Consider the following 22,056-nt stretch of genomic DNA (forward strand, 5'->3'; position numbering starts at 1 on the left):
GCGAAACACACGGTCACAGGTCCGTCGCAGATCCCCATGAAGATCCACGTGCGACCTCCCTCTCATCCGGCGTCGCGAGCGCAACCACTGCCCGTAGACTCCCTCGCGTGACACGTTGCGGGCCGGTTGGCAAGATGGCCCAGGCGGTCGGCAGGATGCGGTAACAGGGAGGAAGCGTCTCGTGAGCAGCAGGCCATCCCGAGGCGCTGCTCGCCTCGCAGCCATACTCGACGCGCTTCCCGATGCGTTGGTGCTGGTCAACGCCAACGGGACCGTCGTCAACGCGAACACCATCGCCCTGGAGGCCTTCGAGACCCCGGGGACCGCGCTGGTGGGGCGCGGGCTGCTCGATCTGCTGCCCGAGTTCGACTCCCGGCTCATCCCCGGCTCCATGCGGCGGCCCGACTCCGTCGATCCACGCGGACGCACCAAGCCGGCCCGCATGATCGCGCGGCGGACCGACGGGAGCGAGTTCCCGGTCGAGGTCACGAGCGCGAACCTGGAGAACGGCCAGCAGGCGTACGACGGATACGGCTACACCGGCGACGAGCTGCTCATGATCGTCGTGCGCGACCTGTCCGGCACGGTCGACACCGAGGCCGAACTCGCGCGTGCGCAACGCCAGACCGAGATGATCCTCCGGGCCGCCTCCGAGGGTGTGGTGGGCACGGACACGGACGGGCGCATCGTGCTCGTCAACCCGGCCGCCGCTCAGATACTGGGCTACCGGGCCAGTGATCTCGGTGGGCGCGAGCTGCACACCCTCGTCCTGCACTCCCGTGAGGACGGCGCCCCCTTCCCGTACGCGGAGTCGCCCCTCGCCGACACCCTGCGCTCGGGTCGCAAGCACCGGGTGCGCGGGCAGGTGCTGTGGTCGAAGAGCGGCGACAAGGTGCCGGTCGACCTCACGACCGCGCCCGTGCGCGACGGTGACCAGCTCGTCGGCGCCGTCATGACCTTCACCGACCGGCGGCCGTACGACGCGCTCGCCGAGGAGAAGCAGGGCGAGGCCGCCAAGCACGCGGAGGAGATCGAGAAGCTCTCCGCCGAGCATGCCGACGAGCTGGCGAAGCTGCGCGAGGAGCACGCCCGTGAGCTCGACGAGCTGCGCGAGCGCCATGCCGAGGAACTCGCCGCCGGCGACGAGCGGTACGCGGCGCTCGGCGAGCGCGAGAAGGACCGGTTCGAGGCGCTCGCCGCCCGGCACGACCAGCTCCTCGCCGTGCTCGGGCACTCCCTGCGCGGCCCGCTCGACCAGCTCCGCGGCGAACTCGGCAAGCTCGCCGCGGACGACGCCGGCCAGCTCTGGCCGGAGGCCAACCAGGTCCTGCACCATCTGGCGGCGGGGTACTCGCGCATCACCACGCTCGTCGACAACGTCCTCGGCTACCAGCTGCTCGACTCCGGCGACGACGATCTCGTACGGACCGCGGTGATGCTCGACGCGGTCGTCGCGGCCGGTGTCGACGGGGCCGTCGAGCTGATCGGGCCGGGGCGGGTGCAGTTCGCCGTGCACGCGCCGCCCATCGAGGCCGAGGTCGACCAGCGGCGGCTCGCGACCGCGCTCGCCCACCTCATCGCGGACGTGGCGGGGGTCGACGCGACGGGCAACTCGCCCATGTCGGTCGGTGGGTACATGGACAACACGGTGGTCGTGGCCGCCGCCCAGCGCGGTGAGGGCGTCCGTATCGAGGTGCGTGGCCCGTATGCCGGGGGAGACCCTGTGCACCAGCCGATCGTTCGCGGGATCGTGCGGGCGCACGGCGGTGTGCTGCAGACGCACGAGGTGCCCGGCATGAGCGGCAGCGCGTACGTGCTCGAGGTACCCATCGGTGGCGCTGCCGGGGCGGTTCCCGCTCAGCAGCAGCCGGCAGCCGACGTGGCCGCTGCCGCCGAGGGCGTGGGTGCCGACGTTGCCGGTGTTCAGGGCGTCGGTGCCGAGGTCGCGCTGCCCGAGCAGGCCCCGGGCGCTGCTGCGGGGAACGCCTCCCGGCGCGGCCGGCGGCGGGCTCAGCGGTCGTCGGTGGACGCGTTCCTGGAGAGCGAGGAGACCGAGGCAGAGGCCGCGGCGGAGGCGGAGGCGGAGGCCGCCGCGCCCACCGGACGGCGCAGGCGGCGGACGGAGTCCGCGGACGGTGAGCCCGAGGCCCTTGAGGTGCGGGGCGACGGGCACGAGGAAGTGTCCGGCGCCGAACCCGGTGCCGGGTCCGGTGGTACGGGGCGGCGGCGTGGGCGGCCCAGCCCCGCCGAGAGCGGCGGCCAAGGGGTCTCCGAGGGATCGGTGGTCACCGCTGCCGAGCATGCGGCGGGTGCCGCGGCCACGGGACTGGGTGAGACGGTGCCGCCGCAGGGTGTGCCCGTACCCACCGGGCGACGGGCACGCCGGAACCCCGAGCCGCACGCCCTGCCGCCGGCCCTGCCCGCCGCCCAGAGCACGTCGGCGGCCGACGGAGCGGGCGCCGCCGACCGACAGCCCCAGCCGACCGGGCGCCGCCGCCGGGCACTCGCCAACGCGGAGGAGCGCGCCGCCGCGCAGGCCCAGAGTGCCCCGGGCCGCACCGTGTTCGCCCTGCCGCCGGCCGAAGCCGACCGCACGCCCGAGTACGAGGCCGCGCACGGCGCAGCCGCCGCCGGGCAGGGGAGTGGCGTTCCCGTGGCGCCCGCCCAGGCCGCCGGGCAGGCCCCGGGGCAGCCGGTGGGACAGGCTCCTTCCGCCGGGCCCGGAGCAGGTGCCGGCCAGGTGGCCGACGTGCCGGGCGCGCCCGGTGCCGGGATGCCCGCTGCCGGGCCGCACGGTGGGGGCCAGGTCGACGACGGGCGCCACGACCCGGCGCTGCGTGATCCGTCCGACGACCACACTCCGCCGCAGCCGCACCCCCTGCCCGCACCGACAGGTCGCCGCCGGGCACGCCGTGCTCCGGAGCAGGCCGAGACGGCACCCGCGCCCGCGCAGGGTGTCCCTGCGCAGATGCCCTCCGTGCAGGGGCCGGTGTCGGGAGGCCCGGCCGCGCAGCGGCTTCCGGCTCAAGCGGCAGCCCCACAGGCCGTAGCCGCGCAGGCGGCTCAGGGGCAGTCGGCCCCGGGGCAGCAGCCCGTGCCGCCGCACGGAGTGCCGGCTCCGGCCGCGCTGCCGGTCGGCGCGCACGGAGTGGCCGTGCCCACCCAACAGCCTGTGCCCGCGCAGGGCGTGCCGGGTTCCGCCCAGCCTGTGCCCGCGCAGGGAGTGCCAGGAGCCGCCCAGCCCGTGCCCGCGCAGGGCGTGCCGGGTTCCGCCCAGCCTGTGCCCGCGCAGGGAGTGCCAGGAGCCGCCCAGCCCGTGCCCGCGCAGGGAGTGCCAGGAGCCGCCCAGCCCGTGCCCGCGCAAGGGATGCCCGGCGCGCCCGCGGAGGGGCAGCCCATGCCTGTTCAGGGCGTTCAGGGTGTTCAGGGCGTGACTGTCCCCGCCCAGTTCCCGCTGCAGCTCGGCCCCGACCCGGCGCTCGCCGCACAGGCGGCTCCCGCGGGCGCCGCGTTCGTACCGCCGAACGCCCAGCCGCAGCCCCCGCCCGCCGCCGGCCCGGCCCCGCAGGCGTGGCCGGGTGCGCAGGGCGCACAGGACACCCCAGCCCCGGGCACCCCCGCCCAAGGCGCCGGCCCCGTACCAGCCGCCGCTCCTGCACCGGCCGCGTCTCCCGCTCCGGCGGAGCAGGCCGCCCCGGCGCCCGGCACCCCGCTCCCGCCCGAGCAGCCGCAACAGCAAGGGCAGCAGCAGGGGCAGGCACCGGCGCAGACGCAGGCGCAGACACAGGCACAGGCACAGCGGACCGCGCAGCCGCTGCCCGCCGAGGCCGCCGCCCCGGTCGACCCCAACTCGACCCAAGGGCGGGCGATCAGTGTGCGCACGCTCGGCCAGGGCGTGCCGTTCGCCCGCCAGCCCCAGCCGGGTACCCCCGGCACGCCTCCCCCGCACCAGAGCAACGGCTCCGGCCGCCGCCGCAAGCTGGGCACGCCTCCGGAGCCCGGCGCGCGTCCGGAGACGGCGGCACGCCCGCACCCGCAGCCGGGGCAGGCCCAGACGGTCTCGGCCCCGTCCGCGCAGGCACCCGAAGCCGCACAGCCCTCCCTGGCCGGACAGTCCTCTCTGGCCGGACAGTCGTCCCTGGCCGGACAGTCGTCCCTGGCCGGACAGGTCCCGCTGCCGCCGCAGTCCTCGCTCGCCGGCCAAGCCCGTCCGGCCGGTGTCACCGAGGGCGCCGGGCGCTCGTACGCCATAGGCGCGCCCGACGAGAACGCCGACGAAGGCCCCGAGCCGCTCGACGGTCCCGGTGGTGCCGTGGAGGTCTCCGACCAGCCGCTCCCGCAGCCGATGGACGACGAGCTCCCTCCGGAGCCGCTGGACAACCCGCGCCGCCTCCTCGTCTGGCCCGCGCCCGACGTCACCACCCAGCAGGCGCTGAGCGACCGCGGCTACCGACCCGTCATCGTGAACTCGCGCGAGGAGGTCGACGCACAGATCGCCGCCTTCCCGGCAGCCCTCTTCGTCGACCCGCTCACCGGCCCGATCACGCGTACGGCCCTGCAGTCGCTGCGCCAGGCGGCCGTCGCCGCCGAGGTCCCCGTGCTCGTGACGGCGGGCCTCGGGCAGGCGTCGCGGGACGCGGCGTACGGCGCCGACCCCGCCGTACTGCTGAAGGCCCTCGCTCCGCGTGACTCCGAGCAGCACCCGCCGCGCGTTCTGCTCATCGAGGAGCACGCGGAGATCGCGCTGGCGTTGACCGCGACGCTGGAGCGGCGCGGGATGCAGGTCGCGCGGGCGGCCTCCGACGCGGACGCGGTCACACTCGCCGCCCAGATGCGGCCGAACCTCGTGGTGATGGACCTGTTGCAGGTGCGCCGCCGCCGTGCCGGAATCGTCGACTGGCTGCGCGCGAACGGCCAGCTGAACCGGACGCCGCTCGTCGTCTACACCGCCGCGGTCGACCAGACGGAACTTCCGCGCCTGGCCTCGGGGGAGACGGTCCTGTTCCTCGCGGAACGCTCGACGAGCCCCGAGGTGCAGACCCGGATCGTGGACCTCCTGGCCCGCATCGGCACGAACTGATCGCTGATCACGAGCCGGGCACGCCCCGCACACGACTGGGGCGCTGTTTCACGTGAAACAGCGCCCCAGTGACCTGTGCTCAAGCCGTGCGACACATCAGATCTGTGTGACGTCCAGCTCTCCCTCGGCGTACTGCCGGCGCAGCACCTTCTTGTCGAACTTGCCGACGCTCGTCTTCGGCACGGACTCGATGATCGTCCAGCGCTCGGGGAGCTGCCACTTGGCGATCTTTCCCTCATCGGCGAGGAAGGACCGCAGGACCGCGAAGTCGGCGGTCGCGCCCTCCTTCAGCACCACCGTGGCGAGGGGGCGCTCGCCCCACTTCTCGTCCGGTACGGCGACGACGGCGGCCTCGGCGACGTCCGGGTGGGCCATCAGGGCGTTCTCCAGCTCGACCGACGAGATCCACTCGCCGCCCGACTTGATGACGTCCTTGGCGCGGTCGGTGAGGGTCAGGAAGCCCTCGGGGCTGATGGTGCCGACGTCACCGGTCTTGAGCCAGCCGTCCTCGCTGAACTTGTCGGCGGGACGCAGGGGTTCGGCGCCCTCCCCGCCGTAGTACGCGCCCGCGATCCACGGCCCGCGCACCTCCAGCTCGCCCGCCGACTCCCCGTCCCAGGGCAGTCGCTCGCCGCCGGGGCCGGTGAGCCGGGCCTCGACGCCGGCGGGGAAACGCCCCTGGGTGAGCCGGTACTCGAGCTCCTGCTCGGTGCCGATGACATGGGCCGGCGGACGCGCGATCGTGCCGAGCGGCGAGGTCTCCGTCATGCCCCAGGCGTGGCAGACGCGCATGCCCAGCTTGTCGAACGCCTCCATCAGCGAGGGCGGACAGGCCGAGCCTCCGATGGTGACCTGGGTGAGCGAGCTGACGTCCCTGGGGCGTGCGCCGAGCTCGACGAGCAGCCCCTGCCAGATGGTGGGGACGGCGGCCGCGTGCGTCGGCTTCTCCTTCTCGATCATCTCGGCGAGCGGCCCGGGCTGCAGGAACCGGTCCGGCATCAGCATGTTCACACCGGTCATGAAGGCGGCGTGCGGCAGGCCCCAGGCGTTGACGTGGAACTGCGGGACCACGGCGAGGCTGGTGTCCTGGTCGGTCAGGCCCATGGACTGGGTCATGTTGACCTGCATGGAGTGCAGGTAGATCGACCGGTGCGAGTAGACGACGCCCTTGGGGTCGCCGGTCGTGCCGGAGGTGTAGCACATGGCCGCGGCACTGCGCTCGTCCAGCTCCGGCCAGTCGTACGTCGTCGGCTTGCCGGCCACCAGCTCCTCGTACTCGTGCACCCGCGCGCTCGCCCCGTCCAGCAGCGAACGGTCGCCCGGTCCGCAGACGACGACGTGCTCGACCGTCTTGAGGTGCAGGAGCAGCGGGGCGAGGAGGGGGAGCAGCGAACCGTTCGCGATGACCACACGGTCGGCGGCGTGGTTGACGATCCACGCGAGCTGCTCGGGTGGGAGGCGGAGGTTGAGCGTGTGCAGCACGGCGCCCATGGAGGGGATCGCGAAGTACGCCTCGACGTGCTCGGCGTTGTTCCACATGAGTGTGGCCACGCGGTCGTCCCCGTCGACCCCGAGGTCCTCCAGCAGGGCGTGCGCCAGCTGGGCCGCGCGCGTCCCGATCTCGGCGAAGGAACGGCGTTCCGGTTCGCCCTCACCGGTCCAGGTGATCACCTGCGATGTCCCGTGCAGGGCCGAGCCATGACTCAGGATCCTGGAGATCAGCAGCGGTACGTCCTGCATCGTGCTCAGCACAGGGGGCCTCCTCATTGAAGCGGCTACGCGAGGGTAGGTGTCCCGCGATTGTGCTGGCATACCGCGCAGTATGTCACTAGGTCATGGTGGATTTGTTCGCCAGTGTCGGAGCTTGGCGGGAGGCGGTGAACGAGTGAGCGAGTGTGTGCGGTCCGGGGCGCGGCTGCCGGACAGGCCCCGGCCCACAGGCGCCCGCGTCGCACGGGCTCCCCTACCGCACGGGCTCCAGCTCGGGGTCCTCGCGCAGTTTGCCCAGGGCGCGCGACACCGCCGACTTGACGGTGCCCACGGACACGCCGAGCACCTCGGCGGTCTGCACCTCGCTCAGGTCCTCGTAGTACCTGAGGACGACCATCGCCCGCTGCCGTGCCGGCAACCTCATGATCGCCCGCCACATCGCGTCGTGCAGCGCCTGCTGCTCGGCGGGATCCCCGGCGGGCGCCGCCTCCGGCTCCGGCAGCTCGTCGCACGCGAACTCGTCCACTTTGCGCTTGCGCCACTGGGACGTCCGCGTGTTGACAAGAGCGCGCCGGACGTAGCCGTCGAGGGCCCGGTGGTCCTCGATCCGGTCCCAGGCGACATACGTCTTGGTGAGCGCGGTCTGCAGCAGGTCCTCCGCGTCGCTCGGGTTCGCGGTCAGCGACCGGGCGGTACGCAGCAGCACCGGCTGGCGGTCCTTCACGTACGACGAGAACGACGGGTACGAAAGGGTCTGCCTCGCCGGCGTGGCGGCGTTCGAAGCGCTGGTGCAGACGGGTGTGGTCATGGCTCCACGCTATGAGCGACCCCCGTTCGAGCGGATCGGCCGGAGGTCCTGAAGGCGGGTCCCCCTCAGGTTGTAGGAGGGGGGCGGGCTCCACCTCCTGGAGGTGGACGAGCGGCCCTCACGTACTGAGGGTGCACCCCTGAGAAGCGCCTGCCGTCGCAGTAGGCGCCGCACCGCTCACCCCTCCGCTCCCAGCACCAGCCCGGACGTCGGCACGCCCGTCCCCGCCGTGACCAGCACGCTCCGGGCACCCGGTATCTGGTTCACCGCCGTACCCCGCACCTGCCTCACTCCCTCCGCGATCCCGTTCATCCCGTGGAGGTACGCCTCCCCGAGCTGGCCCCCGTGCGTGTTGACCGGCAGCCGCTCCTCGGCCACGAAGTCGGCGGCCTCCCCCGCCCCGCAGAACCCGAACTCCTCCAGCTGCATCAGCACGAACGGCGTGAAGTGGTCGTACAGGATGCCCACGTCGATGTCCGCCGGGCCCAGCCCCGACGTCCGCCACAGCTGCCGCGCCACCACCCCCATCTCGGGCAGTCCGGTGAGGTCGTCCCGGTAGAAGCTGGTCATCTGCTCCTGCGCCCGCCCCGCGCCCTGGGCGGCCGCCAGGATCACGGCGGGCGGGTTCGGCAGGTCGCGCGCCCGCTCCACCGAGGTGACGACGACCGCCTGGCCGCCGTCCGTCTCCTGGCAGCAGTCCAGCAGCCTCAGCGGCTCGACGATCCACCGCGAGGCCGCGTGGTCGGCGAGCGAGATGGGCCGACCGTGGAAGTAGGCCGCCGGGTTGGTCGCGGCGTACCTGCGGTCCACCACCGCCACGTGCCCGAACGCCTCGGGGGTCAGCCCGTACGCGTGCAGGTACCGCTGGGCCGCCATCGCCACCCACGACGCCGGCGTCAGCAGCCCGAACGGCAGCGACCAGCCCAGCGCGGCGCCCTCGGCCGAGGGTTCGCGGTGCTGTACCCCCGAGCCGAAGCGCCGCCCCGACCGCTCGTTGAACGCCCGGTAGCAGACCACGACCTCGGCCACCCCTGTCGCCACCGCCAGCGCCGCCTGCTGGACCGTGGCGCACGCGGCCCCGCCGCCGTAGTGGATCCGCGAGAAGAAGGACAGCTCCCCGATCCCGGCGGCCTGCGCGACGGTGATCTCCGGGCTGGTGTCCATCGTGAACGTGACCATCCCGTCCACATCGCCCGGCGTCAGCCCCGCGTCGTCGAGCGCGGCCCGCACCGCCTCCACCGCCAGCCGCAGCTCACTGCGCCCCGAGTCCTTGGAGAACTCGGTCGCCCCGATCCCGACGACCGCCGCCCGCCCGCCGAGGGCGTCCCGCGCCGTGACGCTCATGAGGAGCCCCCGGAGGACAGGGTGACCGTCACCGTGCCCGTCACATGTCTGCCGATGCCGTTCTCCCCGACGACCCTCAGCGTCGCCGTACCGTCCTCGACCGACATGACCGACCCGGTCAGCACCATCGTGTCGCCCGGGTAGTTGGGGGCGCCGAGCCGTATGGCCACCTTGCGCAGGACGGCGCCCGGGCCGCAGTGGTCCGTGACGTACCGCCCGACCAGGCCGTTGGTCGTCAGGATGTTCATGAAGATGTCCGGCGAGCCCTTCTGCCGCGCCAGCTCCGCGTCGTGGTGCACGTCCTGGTAGTCGCGCGAGGCGATGGCCCCCGCGACGATCAGTGTGCGGGTGATCGGGATCTCCAGCGGTGGCAGTTCCTCACCCGTCCTCATGCCGCCTCGCCTCCCCCGGCTTCGCCGGTGCCCTCGATGCCGCTCGCGATCAACTCCCCCAGCTCCTGCAGCGCTTCGCTCCCGCACCCCAGGTACGCGTCCAGCTGCCGACCCCACAGGAAGTGCCGGTGGACGGGATGCTCCAGGTCGGCCCCCGTGCCGCCGTGCAGATGCTGTCCCGTGTGGACCACCCGCTGCCCCGCCTCGGACGCCCACCAGGCGGCGGTCAGCGCGTGCGTGGCGCAGGGCAGGCCCTGGTCGCGGCGCCAGGCCGCCTCGTACGCCGTGACGCGGATCGTCTCCGTGTCCATGTACGCGTCGGCCGCCCGGAGTTGGACGCCCTGTTTGACGGCGAGGGGACGCCCGAACTGCTCCCGGGTGTTCGTGTGGGTCACGGCGCGCGCCAGCGAGCCCGCGCACACCCCGGCCTGCAGGCCGGCGAAGGCGGTACGGGCGGTGGCGAGCACGTCGTCGTAAGCGGCGCCGTGAGCCCCCGGTGTCCCGAGCGGCTCCCCCGGCGCCCCGTCCAGCGTCAGCCGCCCCGCCGCCCAGGGCGCCGTCGACTCGACCGGCTCGCAGCCCGCGTCTGCGGCCCGCACGAGCCACAGTCGCCGCCGCTCGTCGGGCACGAGGACATGCGTGGCGTCCCTCAGCCAGGGCACGAGCGGCACCGTGCCCGTCAGCGCACCCCGCTCCGACGCCCGTACGCCCCCGGCGGCCGGGAACGCACCGCACACCACCACCGAGCCGTCGCGGATACCCGGCAGGAGCCGCCCCCGCTGGTCCGGTGAGCCGTGCTCCCGCACCGCCAGCAGCCCGTACACGCAGCTCGCCGCGAACGGCACCTGGGCCGTGGTGCGGCCCTGCTCCTCCAGCACGAGGACCAGGCCGAGCAGGCCGATCTCCTCCACGGCGCTCACCAGTCCGGCCGCGCACAGCGCCTTCCACAGCTCCATGTCGCTGCCGGTCCCGGCGGCGGTGAGCCGCTCGTGCGTGGCGAGATCGCCGAAGATCCGCGCGGCCAGGTCACGGGCGGCGGTCTGCTCCTCCGTGGGCGTGAAGTCCATGTCAGCCCTCCCCACCCTCCTGGACCCGGAAGACGGGCAGCACCAGCACCCCGTCATCCCTGTCCTCCCCGCCCGCCCCGTCCTCGTCGCCGAACCGCGCGAACTCCAGCCGCACCGGCAGCCCGATCCGCACCTTGTCGTACGGCACCCCCACCACGTTGCTGACGATCCGCACGCCCTCCGCCAGCTCGATCAGTCCGACCGCGTAGGGAGGGTCGAACGCCTCGAAACGCGGGTGGTGCATGACGACGTACGAGTAGACCGACCCCTCGCCGCTCGCCTCGACCGTGTCCCACTCCGGGGAGCCGCACGCCGCGCACCCCGGCAGCCAGGGGAAGCGGAGCGTCCCGCAGTCCCCGCAGCGCTGGATGAGCAGCCGGCCACGGGCCACGCCCTCCCAGAACCCGGCGTTGTCCCGGTTGACCACCGGGCGTGGGCGCCTGGCCCGGGGGCTCTTCGGCTTCCGCCGCGCGGGCGCGTACTTCAGGATCCGGAACCGGTGCGTCCCCGCCGGTTCGCCGCCCGCCCGCACGTCCGTCCGCGTCGTGACGAAGTACCCCGTCCCCAGCTTGGTCGTCTTGCGTTCCGAGACCGACTCGATCACCGAGTCGAAGCTGATCTCGTCCCCCGGCCGCAGGGGACGCAGATACTCCTGCTCGCAGTCGGTGGCGACCACCGAGGTGTACCCCGAGGCGTCCAGGAGCCCCAGCAGCTCGTCGTACGCCTCCGAGCGGCCCGTGTGCCCGGACAGGCCGCCCATCGTCCACGCCTGGAGCATGGTGGGGGGCGCGACGGCGTCCGGCCCCGCGTACGCCGGGTCGGTGTCGCCCATCGCCTCGCACCAGTGGCGGATCATCGGCTCGTTGACCGGGTCCTTGCCCACACCACCGACCGCCGCCGGACGCCCCTCGTACGCCTTCAGCCGCACGGACAGCTCGTCCTGCTCCGCGGACTCCGTCCGTACCCGCCGGCGCGACTCGGCGCTCACCGCCGCCCCCTCGTCATCCCGAGCCGCATCGTCGCGACAATCTCCCGCTGCACCTCGCTCACCCCGCCCCCGAACGTGTTGATCTGCGCCGCCCTGTTCATCCGTTCCAGCTCGCCGTCCCCGAACGCACCCGGCGAACCGGAGCGGATCAGCGCGTCCGCTCCGACGATCTCCTGACACATGCGATACGTCGCGACTGCCGATTCCGTTCCCGCGAACTTCACCCCGCTCGCGTCCCCGGGGGCCAGTCGGCCGGCCCCCACGTCCCCCACCAAACGCCAGCTGAGCAGGCGCGATGCCGCCAGCCGTGCATGCACCTCGGCCAGCCGGAAACGCACCCACGGCTCGTCAACCCTGCGCCTGCCCGTCACTGGATCAGGTGTACGGGCCGCTTCCAGCGCCGCCGCGTAGAAGTCCTCCGCCTGCATGCCGATCGCGGCGAGGGCGACGCGCTCGTGGTTCAGCTGGTTGGCGATGAGCCCCCAGCCGCCGTTCTCCTCGCCGACGAGGTGGGCGGCGGGCACGCGGATCCCGTCGTAGTACGTCGCCGTCGTCGTCAGCCCGCCCACGGTCTCGATCGGCGTCCACGAGAACCCGGGCGCGTCCGTGGGGACGAGGAGGATGGAGATGCCACGGTGCTTGGGCGCGTCGGGGTCGGTCCGGCAGGCCAGCCAGATCCAGTCGGCGTTCTGGGCGTTCGAGGTGAAGATCTTCTGCCCGTCGATCAGCCAGCCCTCGCCGTCACGGACGGCCCGGGTCCGCAGCGCCGCGAGGTCCGTGCCCGCCGACGGCTCGCTGTACCCGATGGCGAACACGAGGTCCCCGCTGAGGATGCGGGGCAGGAAGAACGCCTTCTGCTCCTCGCTCCCGTACTTCATGAGGGTCGGCCCGACCGTGTTCAACGTGACCATCGACACGGGCGCGCCCGCCCGGTAGGCCTCGTCGAAGAACACGAACTGCTCGTCCGCGCCGCGCCCCTGGCCCCCGTACTCCTCGGGCCAGCCGAGCCCCAGCAGACCGTCGGCGCCGATACGGCGCAGCAGGGCGCGCTGCCCCTGCGGGTCGTCCTGACCGGGAGGCCCCTCCGGCATCAGGTCCCGGAAGTACGTACGGAGTTCGGCGCGCAGCCGGCGCTGGCGCTCGGTGGGGGCGAGGTGCACGGCTTAGGGCCTCCAGGACCTCGACGAGCAAGAGTTTCTGACTGTCCGTCAGATAGTGTCCGCTGTCAAGGTCGTCGGGCACGTGCGCGTGGGGCGCGAAACAGGGTGTGCGACCCGCGCCCCGGCCAAGCCCTCTTCCCTTTTTCGAACACAAGTACGAACATGGAGTCATGGCCACCACAGACCGGCAGGCCACGACCCTGGCCCTGGCGCACGCCCTGTCCGCCGCCGAACGCGGACTGGCGGTGATCCCCCTGACCCGGACGAAGCTCCCGGCCCTCCGTTCACCCCATCGCGACAACCCGACACCGACCCCCTGCCACGGCGAGTGCGGCAGCTTCGGACACGGCGTGTACGACGCCTCGACCGACCCCCACCGGGTCCGTGAACTCTTCGCCGCGGCTCCCTGGGCGACCGGCTACGGCATCGCCTGCGGACTGCACCCGCACCATCTGATCGGCGTGGACCTCGACACCAAATCAGGCACGGACTCGTCCGCGGCCCTGCGCGAACTGGCCCTCAGACACCTCTTCACGATCCCCGAGACAGTCGTCGTCCTGACCCCCAGCGGCGGCCGCCACCTCTGGCTCACCGGACCACCGGACGTGGTCGTCCCCAACTCGGCGAGCCGCCTGGCCCCCGGCATCGACATCAGGGGCGCCGGCGGCTACCTGGTCGGGCCCGGCTCCCGCACCGACCAAGGCGTCTACAGCACCGCCCCGGGAACCGCCCACCTGGCCCCCGCCCCCTGCCCACCGGCCCTGCTGCGCCTCCTGCTCCCCCCACCACGCACCCACCACCCGACCACCTCCACCCCCACCGCGCACCACGGCCAGGGCCTGGTCCAGTTCGTCCTCGCCGCACACCCGGGGCAGCGCAACACCCGCCTCTTCTGGGCAGCCTGCCGCGCCTACGAGAACGGCATCGGCCCGGACCTCGCCGACGCCCTGACCGACGCGGCGGTCCGCACAGGCCTCACGGAACGCGAGGCCCGCTCGACCATCGCCTCGGCGGCACGGATGTCGGGGCGGCAGCCTTGAGCATGTGAGGGCTCGGCAAGGGCGGGCGAGCCGGCCTGCGCCGGGCTCCTGGCCACGCGGGCCCGGCCGTCCACTCATCGACCATCAAGCTCTCGCCCCTGGAGCAGTGTTGTACGCCATCGGTCGGACCTGCCAGGGTCAGGTCCGACAAGGGTCTGCATAAGGGTGGGTGTGGGATGTCAACTGCCTGAGACCGAGATCCCGGCTTGCAACTCGGTGGGCGTCGATGGCTTCGACGCATCGGCCGCGTCCAGCCCTCAAGCAACCAGCTTGAGAACAGGGGCCGTTGGCGGAGCCTCGCCGACCCACGTCCACCAGCCTCTTTGACCGATGTTGTGGGACGCGTTCAGGTCGGCGTGCTCAACGAAGCCGCAGGACCTGCAAGCGAACACAGCCTGTGAAGGCCGGTTCCGTCTGTCGATGTGGTGACAGTGCGAGCATTGCCTGCTGGTGTACCGAGGGTCCACATACACCAGCGAACCCCGGCGAGCCTCGCTTTGTAGGCAATGAACTCGCCGAGCAGCTGCTGGAATGTCCAGGAGTGCAGCGTGACACGTTGGGGCTTCTTGAGCCGTACCCGCTCACGGACGCCCGTCAGGTTCTCCAGGGCGATCCCGCGACCGGTGCGTTGAGCCTCTGCCACGATGCTCTTACTGATCTTGTGATTGATGTCGCGAGCTCGTCGTGCTTCCTTGCCCGCGTGCTTCCTGGCCCGCCGCTTGGCTGACTTGGTGCCCTTCTTCTGAAGCTTTGTACGCAGCCTCCGGTCATTCTCACGGCGGCGGTTCAGGCGTCGTCCACTGTGCCGCGTACCAGTCGACGTCGTGGCGATGTTCACGATCCCGAGGTCCACCCCGAGAAACGCCACCGGCGTGGCATTCAGCTCAGGTTCGGGAACTTCACACGTCGCGACCAGGTACCACTGCCCGTTCCGGCACAACAGGTCCGACTCACCTTGCCGGTAACGACGCAGCGCCTCGAGCTGGTCGGCATGGCCGGTGAACTCCACACCCTTCAGTCGACCGGTGGTCGTCCAGATCGACACGGTGCAGACGTCCATCTGCCAGGACAGGCAGCGGTCGTCGAAAGGCTGAGCCGCGTCCTGGCGAAAGGAAATCGGCTTGCTGGTGGCCCTGACGTACCGCTTGCAGCCGATCTTGCCCAAATTCCCTGCACTCAGGTTTCCCCTCAGGGTGGTGTAGGCATCGGCAACCTTCCGCAGCACATGCAACGAGGGCTGTGCCGACAGCCCTCGTGCGCGCAGGGCGGCGTATGCGAGTCTCTGCAGCCCCTTGCGGGAAGTCACTTGCCGGTTGAAGGCCTCTACCGACAGCCAGTTCGCCGCCTCGTTACAGGTACGAAGGGTCGCTTCCAGCGCCAACGCCTGCTCGAGCGTTGGCATCAACCGGACTTGCACGACCAGCTTCACAGGTCACGACCCTAGAGGGCCGCACCCCCTCGGGTCGGCCAACGCAGGCGCTTCACCCGAACGAATGATCGCATCTCGAGCATGCACACTCGGACAACCGGAGGCTCTATCGAGTACTCGCCCTTCATTCACGAAATGCGATATGTCTCGCGGCGTCCCGTCGAGCCCGCCATGCGCCCCGTATGACCGTCACTGGCCGATCCACATAGAGCTACGGATCAGAGGTTGCTCGCACGCCCCAGCCGTGCCCGCTACAACGGGGACCCACAGGAAGCACCGGGCAGCCACCATAGTCGGATACAAGAACGGCCCCCGACCAAAAACCCAGGTCAGGGGCCGTTCTCACTGCTCAGCGAGCGGAGGCGGTGGGATTTGAACCCACGGTGACATCGCTGCCACGACGGTTTTCAAGACCGTTCCCTTAGGCCGCTCGGGCACACCTCCCCGCGCGCCCACGATCGTAAGCGCGCGGGACAAGACTAACCGTTAGCTGTCGCCCTCGCGTTGGCCCAGGGTTACCTCGGCCGTGCGGGTCTTGCCGTCGCGGGTGTAGGTCAGGGTGACCTTGTCCCCGGGCTGGTGGGTCCAGATCTCGCCGATGAGGGTGGGGCCGCTGTCGATCGGGGTGTCGTCGAGCTTGGTGATCACGTCACCGGGCTTGAGGCCCGCCTTGTCCGCGGGGCCGCCCGGGGTGACCGAGTCGGAACCGCCCTCGCCCTGGTTGGTGATCGTCGCCCCGCCGGCGCCCTCCGAGAGGGAGACCGACGCGCCGATCACCGGGTAGACCGGCTTGCCCGTCCTGATCAGCTGCTGGGCGACGTTCTTGGCCTGGTTGATCGGGATCGCGAAGCCCAGTCCGATCGAGCCGGACTGGCCGGTGCCGCCGAGGCCGCCGTTGCTGGAGGACTGGATCGCGGAGTTGATGCCGATGACGTTGCCCTGCGCGTCCAGGAGCGGGCCGCCGGAGTTGCCGGGGTTGATGGACGCGTCCGTCTGCAGGGCGCTCATGTAGGACGCCTTGCTGCTGGAGCTGCCGTCGCTGGAGGCCACGGGGCGGTTCTTGGCGCTGATGATGCCCGTGGTCACGGTGTTGGACAGCCCGAAGGGCGCGCCGATCGCGATGGTCGAGTCGCCGACGGCGACCTTGTCGGAGTTGCCGAGGGTCAGCGGCTTCAGGTCGGAGGGGGCGCTCTTGAGCTTGATGACCGCGACGTCGTAGCCCTGTGCGTGCCCGACGACCTCGGCGTCGTACTTCTTGCCGCTGGGGAAGGTCGCGGTGAGCTTGCCGCCGTCGACGGCGCCCGCCACCACGTGGTTGTTGGTGACGATGTGGCCCTGCTTGTCGAAGACGAAGCCGGTGCCGGTGCCGCCCTCGCCGCTGCTGCTCTCGGCCTCGATCGTGACCGTGCTGGGCAGTGCCTTGGCGGCGACGGCGGCCACGGTGCCCGCGTCGCGCTTGAGGTCGCCGCCGCTCTGGGTGGCGGAGACCGTGGTCGAGTCGGTGGCGCTCTCGTTGCGGTCGGCCAGCGTGTAGCCGATTCCGCCGCCCACGCCGCCGGCCACGAGGGCGGCCACGAGGACCGCGGCGAGGAGCCCGCCGCGCTTGCCGGACGGCTTCGCGGCGGGCTGCTGGTAGGCGGTGCCCCAGCCGGCGCCCGAGCCGCCGCCGTCGGCGTACGACGGCGTGGCCGGCGGGGGAGGCGGAGGCCAGCCGGCGGCCGCGGGCGAGGGGGGCCCGCCGGCGGGCGCTCCGGGGGCTCCGTGCGGCTGTGTGTGGCCGTCGGCGCCCTGACCGCCGGCGGCCCCGTACACCGGCGCCCCGGAGTGCACCAGTTCCTGCTCGGTGGTTCCCGGAGCGCTCGGGGGCACCGCCGGGATCGGGGCCTGCGGCGCGCCCTGTGCGGCGGTGTCGCCGGCGGGCGCGCCCGGCTCGGGCGCCTGGGCCGGCGTGGAGGCAGCGGGAGATTCCACCGGCACGGGAGGTGCGGACGGGGCGGGGGGTACCGCGGTGCCCTCGTTCTCGGTGCTCACAGCTCTTCTCCTCGATCCACGGCTGTTGATTCTCGGTCGCACTCGGTCACACGCGCTCACGCTTCGACGGTCCGGCGCGATGAAGCTGTGCATCTGTGCATGTGCTTGTCATGTGTTGGTGTCTGCCGTCAGCTTTTCCCATGGACCGTCAGAGCACCATAAGCGGTGACTGTGGGTCCGCAGCCATCCTTTATATAGGACCTGTCGGACTAAACAGACCGTTTGTGACGCGATCGACCAGACGCGTACCCCGCCACGGTGGCACCATGACGCGGTGACCCACGCACGACAGCATCCGATTCAGGTGGTGGCCCACCGCGGCGCCTCCGAAGAGGCCCCCGAGCACACCCTGGCCGCGTACACGAAAGCGATAGAGGCCGGTGCGGACGCCCTCGAATGTGATGTACGGCTGACCGCGGACGGCCATCTGGTCTGCGTGCACGACCGTCGCGTCAACCGGACGTCCAACGGTCGCGGCGCGGTCTCCGCCCTGGAGCTCGCCGACCTCGCCACCCTGGACTTCGGCTCCTGGAAGAGCCGCGACGAGGAGCCCGACTGGGAGCACCGCCCCGAGGACCGGGAGCACACCTCCGTGCTCACTCTGGAGCGCCTGCTGGAGCTGGTCGCCGACGCGGGCCGCCGGGTGGAGCTGGCCATCGAGACCAAGCACCCGACGCGCTGGGCGGGCCAGGTGGAGGAGCGGCTGCTGCTCCTGCTGAAGCGGTTCGGCCTGGACGCACCGGAGTCCGCCGCCGACTCGCCGGTGCGGATCATGAGCTTCTCCGCGCGTTCGCTGCACCGCGTCCGGGCCGCCTCACCGACGCTGCCCACGGTCTACCTGATGCAGTTCGTCTCGCCCCGGCTGCGCGACGGACGACTGCCCGCCGGTGTCCGGATCGCCGGCCCGTCCATCCGGATCGTGCGCAACCACCCCGCGTACATCGAGCGCCTGAAGCGGGCGGGCCACCAGGTGCACGTGTGGACCGTGGACGATCCCGAGGACGTCGACCTCTGCGCCGGCCTGGGCGTCGACGCCATCATCACCAACCGCCCGCGCGCGGTGCTGGAGCAGTTGGAGCGCTGACACCGGCGCCCGGCCGCGCGAGTCGACCAATATCACCCTCCGGACAGCACGCCGATAAAGGAAAAACTCTCCCAAGAAGATCCTTCGGAACCGCCAAGAGGGCCGGAAAGCACCCCGAGAAGCCACAGAACACCACCGAAATCCAGCCATGCGGTTACGGGGAGTGCACCGGCGCGTTCGGTCCGTATTTGATCGTTACGAGTGCGTCAGCGGACGTGGATTGGCCGGTTTCCAGTCCAGTCCAATGGGGCATTCACACCGTGGCGTGGGGCAAAGGAGGTCTCGGGGGTGGCGTTGGTGGTGGCACAGGAGGTGCCCACGTCGTCGAGCATGGCCGTACCCCATGGCCCTGCGGGCGTGGGGGAAGCAAGACACAGGATGCGTGACCAGCTGCGCACCGGTGGTGTGGCCGAAGCGGTCATCGACGATGCCGTACTGATCCTTTCCGAACTACTCAGCAACGCCTGCAAACATGGCAGACCACTGGGTGACGACACACTTGCCGGGGACGGCGACGTGCGCGCGGCGTGGTGCGTCGACCCGTCGGGCCGGCTCACCGTCGAGGTGACGGACGGAGGTGGTCCGACCCGCCCGGTTCCGGCCACGCCCTCGGTCACCGCACATGGCGGCCGTGGGCTGAACATCATCACCGCGCTGGCCGACGACTGGGGCGTCCGGGACGACGCGCGCGGGGAGGTCACCGTGTGGGTCGTCGTCCAGGACAACGTGGACCGCGCCCGCCGACGCGACGACTTCGTCACCCGGGTCACGGCACCACCGGTCTCCGCGATACCCGGCCTGGAACTGGCGGACGCCTTCGAGGACATGGACTAGAGGCCGTGGCCCCAGTGGCCATGGATCAAAGGCCGGGGCCCCAATGGCCATGGATCAAAGGCCGTGACCCCAGTGGCCATGGATGAGAGACCGTGGCCCCGACCACCTCGTCCCCCGGCCCGCGACCACCCCGCCGCGAACCGGTGGTTCCGGTGACGGCCCGGTGCGTTGTCCACAGGGTCCCGTCGGTTGGCGTACGAGCGGCTAGGCTCGCGATCGTACGAGACGAGCCGTAACCGGGAGACACCCACGATGGCCAAGAAGCGACCCCAGACGAAGGCCAAGCGCCCGCAGAACACGGGCGGAGCCGGCGCCGCAGGCGCTGACGGCCAGGTTCCGGTTGTCGGCGCGCGCGAGCCCTGCCCCTGTGGCAGCGGCCGCCGTTACAAGGCCTGCCACGGCCGGGCCGCCGCCCACGCGGTGACCGAGCTGGTGCAGCGTCCCTTCGAGGGCCTGGCGGGGGAGTGCGACTGGATCGCGCTGCGCGAGCTGGTGCCGGCCGCGACCGTCGAACTGACGCTGAAGGAGGGCCTCCCCGAGAGCGTCCCGTCGGTCACGCTCGCCACCGTCCTGCCGATGGCGTGGCCCGCGCTGCGCCGCGACGACGGCTCGGTGCTGCTCGGCCTGCAGAACGACACGGCGTCCGGTGACATCAGCCGCGACCTGGCCGACACCCTCCAGCGCGCGCTCGTCGCGGAGCCCGGCACTCCGGTCCAGGGCCGCCGCGCCCCGGCCGAGTCACCGAGGCTGCAGGATCTGCTCGATCCTGAAGGCGCGTTCGAGCCAGTTGTGCACACGGGCTTCGAATTCTGGGTTCCGGACGCGGAGAACGCGGCTCCGGACGTGGCCGCGTCCCTGGAGCGGGCCAACGCCGCCGCCATCCCGACCGTGAAACTGCAGGGTGTGGACGCCGCGTACTGGTGCGAGACGCCCGACAAGAACCACCTGCGCTGGGTCATGCCCCACGCCGAGGAGCAGCTTCTGGACGCCCTGGCGCGGCTGCACGCGGCCGGGCAGTCGGGGCTCGGCGAGGGCACCCGTCTGGTGGGTTCCTTCCGTGCGCACGGCCTCACGGTCCCGGTCTGGGACCTGCCGAGCGGCATTGGAGCGGACGACATCGAGAAGCCGGCCGCCGAGTTCGCCGAGCGCCTCGCCACCGCGCTGGCCTCGGACGCACCGCTCACGGCGGACGAGCGGCGGGCCCGGGGCGGGCTGACCAACCGGCAGGTCACGCTCAGCTGACGCGCTGGGTCGGCTCATTACTCGGTGCAGCCGACCCGGCAGTCACAGAACAGGTGACTCCTGTCACAACTCCCCTCCGTGACAAGGAAATCGGTGTCTGAATAGCCGAGATCGAATTTGCTAACCGCCGATCTCTTGTTACCGTTCCAGTAGCCCGGTTGCTGGTGCATCCCCCGTCGCCAGCAACCGGGTCTTCTCATGTCCGGCTTCGGGACAGGTCAGTCGTACGGCACCGGGGCGGACGTCAACCGCCGCTTCGCTGGGGTGAGTTGCTCCCGGAGCGCAGCAGCAGGGGCCCCTGCCCGTCGCTCGACGCGAACTCCGCGACGGCCGTGTACGTCTCCAGATCGCCGCGTGTGCGCTCCCGAGGTGTCTCGCACACCCCCGGCTCGTCCTGCGCGCCCACGACGCAGTGCATCCGTACGGAACGCCCGTCGGGGGCCAGGAGGCTGAGGGCCGAACTCAGCTCTCTTCCCGTCGCGTTGCGGTAGTACGTGCGTGCCCAGGTCTCCTCGTCCCGCTCCAGCACACAGGTCTGTGCCTCGATGCCGTCGGGCGACGAGAGGTCGGGGCCGCAACGGGTGAGGGTGGCCAGGGCACTGCCGAGCGCCAGGTGCGACCACGAGGGGGCCGATGCCTCCTCGCCGCGCGCATCCTCGCCGCGCGCCTCGCTGCCGCGCTCTTCGTCACCGCGCACCTCGCCCACGCGGGGCTCACCGGCTCCATCCGCGGCCCGCGCCCTGTCGCCCTCGTCCGCGGTTGGCACCTCGCCGTCCGTGAACCCCGACATCCGGGCGACCATCCGCCCGGCGTCGCCGACAGGCCCAGCGGAGGCGACGGCGAGCGGCAGGGCGACCGCGGCCACGGCGCCGGCGATCAGCGCCGCAAGGCGGACCCACCGGGCACCCGGACCACGACGGCGCGGCCACGAGGCGGCCCTGTGCCGGCCTGAACGACCGGAGGGGCCGTATCGACCGGAACGAGTAGACCGACCGGATCGGTTGGACGGAGCGGACCGACCGGATCGAATGGAGGGAGCGGACCGACCGGATCGAATGGAGGGAGCGGACCGACCGGATCGGCCGGAATGAGACTGCATGAACGGAAGATAACGACCCACAACGGGCGCCCGGTTCCCCGCGCGCCCGACACCCTCACAACTCGGGTGCGCTCACACCCGTACGAGTGAGGGCCTCCACCACCGCGTCCACGACGGCCTCCACATCGGGCACCCAGGGCGCGGCCGAGCCGGGCAGCGGCGCCCGCTCCCAGCGGACCTGGCCGAGGCCGGTCTCGGACGGAGGCAGCGCCAGATAGCCGCCCTCGCCGTGGAAGCGCAGGGAACCCGGCACGAAGTCCTTGGCGTACAGCAACTCGCCCAGCTGCTCCATGGAGTAGGGCGCCACGAGAATCGCCCAGCGCGCGGGGGTGGCGACGACCGGGCCGAGACGCATCCCCTTGTGGTCGAGCGCCTCCAGGGCGCGCGCCGCCGCGAGGGCCGGCAGGCTCACCGCACAGGGTGCCCGGCCGCCCGTGGCCAGCACGATGGGCGCCGCAGGCCGGTTGCCCCACCACCAGCGCACCATGCGCTCGTCGGTGGTGGCCGCGAGGAGTCCGGGATCGAAGGGGTGGGCGCCGGGCACCACGCACTCCGCGTCGGGGCACTGGCAGCGGGCCCGCCCCTGCGGGTCCGGAGCCACACCCGGGAGTACGGGCCACTGCCATTCGGTCGCGAACGTCAGGGCCTGGTGGAGCATCTCAGACCTCCCGCCGTTCCGCTTGGACAGGAGCCTGCGTCGCTTTCCGGGGATCTCGCGCATGAGCGCTCGTCCTTTCCGTTGCACGCC

Annotated in this window: 16 protein-coding genes, 1 tRNA gene and 1 pseudogene; 5 read left to right on the top strand and 13 right to left on the bottom strand. The window is 71.9% G+C overall.

The window, feature by feature from the left end; all coding sequences use genetic code 11:
- The first annotated feature begins 181 nt into the window (after window positions 1-181).
- Window positions 182-5,080, top strand: coding sequence for a PAS domain-containing protein (locus ACZ49J_RS08055; protein WP_467446664.1), 4,899 nt, complete (start codon window positions 182-184; stop codon window positions 5,078-5,080).
- A gap of 96 nt (window positions 5,081-5,176) precedes the next feature.
- Here the strand turns inward: ACZ49J_RS08055 and ACZ49J_RS08060 are convergent, their stop codons facing one another.
- The 7 genes from ACZ49J_RS08060 to ACZ49J_RS08090 form a co-directional block, all read right to left on the bottom strand.
- On the bottom strand, window positions 5,177-6,832 hold the full coding sequence (locus ACZ49J_RS08060) for a long-chain fatty acid--CoA ligase (RefSeq protein WP_467446665.1): 1,656 nt from the start codon (window positions 6,830-6,832) through the stop codon (window positions 5,177-5,179).
- A gap of 211 nt (window positions 6,833-7,043) precedes the next feature.
- Window positions 7,044-7,598, bottom strand: a complete 555-nt coding sequence (locus ACZ49J_RS08065) for a SigE family RNA polymerase sigma factor (RefSeq protein WP_467446667.1) — start codon at window positions 7,596-7,598, stop codon at window positions 7,044-7,046.
- Window positions 7,599-7,775: 177 nt separating this feature from the next.
- Entirely contained in the window at window positions 7,776-8,942 is a 1,167-nt protein-coding gene (locus ACZ49J_RS08070) for a lipid-transfer protein (protein ID WP_467446668.1), read from the bottom strand.
- Window positions 8,939-9,334, bottom strand: coding sequence for a MaoC family dehydratase (locus ACZ49J_RS08075; RefSeq protein ID WP_467446669.1), 396 nt, complete (start codon window positions 9,332-9,334; stop codon window positions 8,939-8,941). The genes ACZ49J_RS08070 and ACZ49J_RS08075 overlap by 4 nt, the downstream gene beginning before the upstream one ends.
- On the bottom strand, window positions 9,331-10,401 hold the full coding sequence (locus ACZ49J_RS08080) for an acyl-CoA dehydrogenase family protein (RefSeq protein WP_467446671.1): 1,071 nt from the start codon (window positions 10,399-10,401) through the stop codon (window positions 9,331-9,333). Before ACZ49J_RS08080 ends, ACZ49J_RS08075 begins: the two co-directional genes overlap by 4 nt.
- A 1-nt stretch (window position 10,402) precedes the next feature.
- Entirely contained in the window at window positions 10,403-11,389 is a 987-nt protein-coding gene (locus ACZ49J_RS08085) for a bifunctional MaoC family dehydratase N-terminal/OB-fold nucleic acid binding domain-containing protein (protein WP_467446672.1), read from the bottom strand.
- Window positions 11,386-12,549 (bottom strand): acyl-CoA dehydrogenase family protein, encoded by a 1,164-nt coding sequence (locus tag ACZ49J_RS08090; protein WP_467446674.1) that lies wholly within the window; start codon window positions 12,547-12,549, stop codon window positions 11,386-11,388. The genes ACZ49J_RS08085 and ACZ49J_RS08090 overlap by 4 nt, the downstream gene beginning before the upstream one ends.
- A gap of 170 nt (window positions 12,550-12,719) precedes the next feature.
- On the opposite strand from ACZ49J_RS08090, the gene ACZ49J_RS08095 reads away from it, so the two are divergent.
- Window positions 12,720-13,589: a bifunctional DNA primase/polymerase gene (locus tag ACZ49J_RS08095; RefSeq protein WP_467446675.1), complete on the top strand. Its 870-nt coding sequence runs from the start codon at window positions 12,720-12,722 to the stop codon at window positions 13,587-13,589.
- Between the two features lie 257 nt (window positions 13,590-13,846).
- Here ACZ49J_RS08095 and ACZ49J_RS08100 read toward each other — a convergent pair whose 3' ends face one another.
- The 4 genes and pseudogenes from ACZ49J_RS08100 to ACZ49J_RS08115 form a co-directional block, all read right to left on the bottom strand.
- Complete coding sequence (locus tag ACZ49J_RS08100; protein WP_467446676.1) at window positions 13,847-14,062, bottom strand: zinc ribbon domain-containing protein; 216 nt, start codon at window positions 14,060-14,062, stop codon at window positions 13,847-13,849.
- A 62-nt stretch (window positions 14,063-14,124) separates the two neighbouring features.
- Window positions 14,125-14,991 (bottom strand): annotated as a pseudogene (locus tag ACZ49J_RS08105) (transposase); the annotation flags it as partial.
- A gap of 384 nt (window positions 14,992-15,375) precedes the next feature.
- Window positions 15,376-15,462 (bottom strand) — tRNA-Ser (locus ACZ49J_RS08110).
- Window positions 15,463-15,504: 42 nt separating this feature from the next.
- Entirely contained in the window at window positions 15,505-17,049 is a 1,545-nt protein-coding gene (locus ACZ49J_RS08115) for a S1C family serine protease (RefSeq protein WP_467446677.1), read from the bottom strand.
- Window positions 17,050-17,323: 274 nt separating this feature from the next.
- Here ACZ49J_RS08115 and ACZ49J_RS08120 point away from each other — a divergent pair, with 274 nt between their 5' ends.
- The 3 genes from ACZ49J_RS08120 (at window position 17,324) to ACZ49J_RS08130 (ending at window position 20,209) form a co-directional block, all read left to right on the top strand.
- Window positions 17,324-18,133: a glycerophosphodiester phosphodiesterase gene (locus ACZ49J_RS08120; RefSeq protein WP_467446678.1), complete on the top strand. Its 810-nt coding sequence runs from the start codon at window positions 17,324-17,326 to the stop codon at window positions 18,131-18,133.
- A 201-nt stretch (window positions 18,134-18,334) separates the two neighbouring features.
- Window positions 18,335-18,967, top strand: a complete 633-nt coding sequence (locus ACZ49J_RS08125; protein ID WP_467446679.1) for an ATP-binding protein — start codon at window positions 18,335-18,337, stop codon at window positions 18,965-18,967.
- 252 nt (window positions 18,968-19,219) lie between these two features.
- Entirely contained in the window at window positions 19,220-20,209 is a 990-nt protein-coding gene (locus ACZ49J_RS08130; protein ID WP_467446680.1) for a DUF5926 family protein, read from the top strand.
- Window positions 20,210-20,453: 244 nt separating this feature from the next.
- Here ACZ49J_RS08130 and ACZ49J_RS08135 read toward each other — a convergent pair whose 3' ends face one another.
- Complete coding sequence (locus tag ACZ49J_RS08135) at window positions 20,454-21,074, bottom strand: hypothetical protein (RefSeq protein WP_467446681.1); 621 nt, start codon at window positions 21,072-21,074, stop codon at window positions 20,454-20,456.
- A 289-nt stretch (window positions 21,075-21,363) separates the two neighbouring features.
- A complete protein-coding gene (locus ACZ49J_RS08140; RefSeq protein WP_467446682.1) occupies window positions 21,364-22,029 on the bottom strand; it encodes a bifunctional DNA primase/polymerase in 666 nt (221 codons plus the stop codon).
- Window positions 22,030-22,056 lie beyond the last annotated feature (27 nt).

This window comes from Streptomyces sp. NPDC030840, from assembly GCF_055572015.1.

Excerpts from the sequence above, each read along its gene's own strand:
- ACZ49J_RS08065 (WP_467446667.1), bottom strand. The coding sequence starts at position 7,598 with ATGACCACACCCGTCTGCACCAGCGCTTCGAACGCCGCCACGCCGGCG.
- ACZ49J_RS08070 (WP_467446668.1), bottom strand. The coding sequence starts at position 8,942 with ATGAGCGTCACGGCGCGGGACGCCCTCGGCGGGCGGGCGGCGGTCGTC.
- ACZ49J_RS08075 (WP_467446669.1), bottom strand. The coding sequence starts at position 9,334 with ATGAGGACGGGTGAGGAACTGCCACCGCTGGAGATCCCGATCACCCGC.
- ACZ49J_RS08080 (WP_467446671.1), bottom strand. The coding sequence starts at position 10,401 with ATGGACTTCACGCCCACGGAGGAGCAGACCGCCGCCCGTGACCTGGCC.
- ACZ49J_RS08095 (WP_467446675.1), top strand. The coding sequence starts at position 12,720 with ATGGCCACCACAGACCGGCAGGCCACGACCCTGGCCCTGGCGCACGCC.
- ACZ49J_RS08130 (WP_467446680.1), top strand. The coding sequence starts at position 19,220 with ATGGCCAAGAAGCGACCCCAGACGAAGGCCAAGCGCCCGCAGAACACG.
- ACZ49J_RS08140 (WP_467446682.1), bottom strand. The coding sequence starts at position 22,029 with ATGCGCGAGATCCCCGGAAAGCGACGCAGGCTCCTGTCCAAGCGGAAC.